4 protein-coding genes are annotated in these 2,563 nt (G+C 73.8%); all 4 read right to left on the bottom strand.

Annotated elements, in window-relative coordinates; translation table 11 throughout:
- The coding region (locus E4O86_RS22710) for a YkvA family protein (RefSeq protein WP_161142816.1) at positions 1–329 on the bottom strand (329 nt) is incomplete at its 3' end.
- Between the two features lie 61 nt (positions 330–390).
- Positions 391–981 (bottom strand): phosphonate metabolism protein/1,5-bisphosphokinase (PRPP-forming) PhnN, encoded by a 591-nt coding sequence (gene phnN, locus E4O86_RS22705; RefSeq protein ID WP_161142815.1) that lies wholly within the window; start codon positions 979–981, stop codon positions 391–393.
- The gene (locus E4O86_RS22700) at positions 981–2,120 is read right to left on the bottom strand and encodes an alpha-D-ribose 1-methylphosphonate 5-triphosphate diphosphatase (RefSeq protein WP_161142814.1); all 1,140 of its coding nucleotides are present in this window, start codon (positions 2,118–2,120) and stop codon (positions 981–983) included. The genes phnN and E4O86_RS22700 overlap by 1 nt, the downstream gene beginning before the upstream one ends.
- Positions 2,117–2,563: DUF1045 domain-containing protein (locus E4O86_RS22695; protein ID WP_161142813.1), on the bottom strand; the 447-nt coding region annotated here is incomplete at its 5' end. The genes E4O86_RS22695 and E4O86_RS22700, both read right to left, overlap by 4 nt.

Genomic DNA, 2,563 nt, shown 5'->3' with positions numbered 1-2,563 from the left:
AGCCAGACGGCGACGATGGCGGCGGCGCCGGCCGCGCTGGTCGGGCGCTCCGCGCGCCGCGCCGCCTCCGCGCGGAACGTCGCCATCAGCTCCGCCGGCACGAGCCGCACCGCGAGCGCGATGCCGAGCGGCACGATGATCAAATCGTCGAGATAGCCGAGGACCGGGATGAAGTCGGGGACGAGGTCGATCGGGCTCAGCGCATAGGCGGCGACCGTGGCGGCCGTCGCCTTGGCGTACCAGGGCACGCGCGGGTCGCGGGCGGCGATCCACAGCGCGACGACGTCGCGGCGGACGGCCCGCGCCCAGTCCTTGAGCCGTTCGATCATGTGGTTCGAACGCACTTCCCGCCGTTCCGGCTCCGCGGCGACGGCGATTCGTCGGCGCGCCTCAGCCGGCGGCGCATTCCTGCCCGGCGTCCGCGACAGGCGGGCTCCGCCCGGTCAGGAGCGCGAGCAGCGCCTCGCCCGCGCGCTCCACCGGGCCCGAATTGTCGATCCGCACCACGTCCGCCCCGGAGACCTCGTAGGCGTCGGCGCGGCCGAGCCGCTCGGCGATCTCGCCGCGGCTCTCGCGCGCGCGGCCGGCGAGACGCTCCGCCAGCACCGCGCGCGGCGCCGTAACGGAGACGACGAGAAGCGGCCGGAAGCTCCGGCGGGCCTCCGGGATCGCGGCGCGCGAGACGTTCGCGACGACGGAGCGTCCGCTCGCGAGGCAGTCCTCGATTTCCGCCGGGATCCCGTAGCGGAGCCCGTGGGCGTGCCAGTGGAGCGCGAAGGCGCCTTCCGCGACGCCCGTCTCGAACGCCGTCTCGGCGAGCGTCGCATGGTCCTCGGACCCTGCCTGCGCGGCGCGCGTCACCACCCTGCGCGCAAACACGATCCCCGACCCTGTGGGCAGGCGCTGGCGGCAATAGTCGATCAGCGTGTCCTTGCCGGCCCCGCTCGGGCCGACGACGAGCACGAGCGTCCCGCGCGCCATCAGGCGACGCGCTCCGCCTGCCGCCAGACGGAGCGGACGACGGGGAGGTCGCCCTCGAGGCGGACCCGGACGAGATCCGCGCGCCTGCCGGGGGCGATCGCGCCGCGGTCGTCGAGCCCGGCGGCCGCGGCCGGGTTGCTTGAGACGAGCGCGACGGCCCGCGGCAGGTCGATCGCCTCCACCGCATCCGCGACCAGGAAGGCCGCCTGCAGCAGGCTGAGCGGGATGTAGTCCGACGACAGCACGTCGAGGAGGCCGCCTTCGGCGAGCGCGCGCGCGGCCACATTGCCGGAATGCGAGGAGCCGCGGACGATGTTCGGCGCGCCCATCAGCACCTTCATGCCGGCGGTCCGGGATGCCTGCGCGGCCTCGATCGTCGTCGGAAACTCCGCGACTGCCACGCCGCAGGCGACCGCCTCGGCGACATGCGCCTCGGTCGCGTCGTCGTGGCTTGCGAGCACGATGCCGCGCGTCCGGCAGGCCTCGGCGATCGCTGTGCGGTTCGCCGGCGACCACCGGCCGGCATCGGCCATCCGGCGGGCCGCGAAGGCCTCGAACATTTCGTCCGACATGCCGGTCTTGCCCTGATAGTAGATGCGGTAGCTCTCGAACGAGGTGAACTGCCGCTGGCCCGGCGTGTGGTCCATGAGCGAGGCGAGGCGGACGCACGGATCGTCCTCGAAGCGGGCGAAGCCCTCCATCACGTCGGGCGCGGAGACCTCGCACCTCAGATGGATGAAGTGCTCGGCGCGGAGCCGGCCGCTCCGCTGGCCGTCGGCGATCGCGTCGCCGAGAAGGCGCATGTCGCGCGAGGTGAGCCGCGCATCCTCGTCCATGCCGACGCGGAGCGCGTCGAAGACCGTGGTGATGCCGGAGGCGGCGATCTGCGCATCGTGCGCCTGGACGGCCACGGCCGGGTTCCAGCGCACGCCCGGACGCGGCGCGTAATGGCTCTCGAGATGATCTGTGTGGAGCTCGACGAGGCCCGGCAGCAGCCAGTCGCCCTCGATGTCGATGCCGGAAGGGCGGCTTCCGGGATCGGCGATCTCGGCGATCGTTCCGTCGCGCAAGACGAGGTCGCCGAGATGCACGGCGTCGGGAAGCACCATCCGGGCGTTGCGGAAGACGGTTTCTGTCATGCGACCTCGGCCTTGGGAGCGCCGGCGAGCGGCTGACGCGTGTGGAGCCGGAACGGCCCGGGCGGATCGGCCTCGACGACGAGCGACACAGTGTCGAGCGGAAGCGGCGCTTCCATGGCGGCCTCGAAATGCGCGGCGAGCGCCGCGCGCATGCGCCCCGCCCGCTCGTCCGGAACCGGCCCGGTCAGCGTCATGTGGAAGCGGAAGGCGTCGAAGACGAAAGGGTAGCCCCAGGCCCGCAGGTAGGAGCGTTGCCGCTCGGTCAGGTCGTCGGGGCGCCGGCGCGCGATCTCCGCCTCGCTCGGCGGCGCGCGGAAGCGGTCGAAGAAGCGCACGGCGTCGGCCGCGAGCGCGTCGAGCGCGGGGATCGGGCCGGCCGGCACGAGCGCGAAGAAGCGGCCGATCCGCGCGAGCGCCGGCCGGCCGAGGTCGACCGGGGCGCG

It is taken from the genome of Propylenella binzhouense, from assembly GCF_009866965.1.
GTDB lineage: Bacteria > Pseudomonadota > Alphaproteobacteria > Rhizobiales > Afifellaceae > Propylenella > Propylenella binzhouense.
The sequence above is the reverse complement of the archived record's forward strand: the minus strand, read 5'-3'. Positions and strand labels throughout refer to the sequence as shown.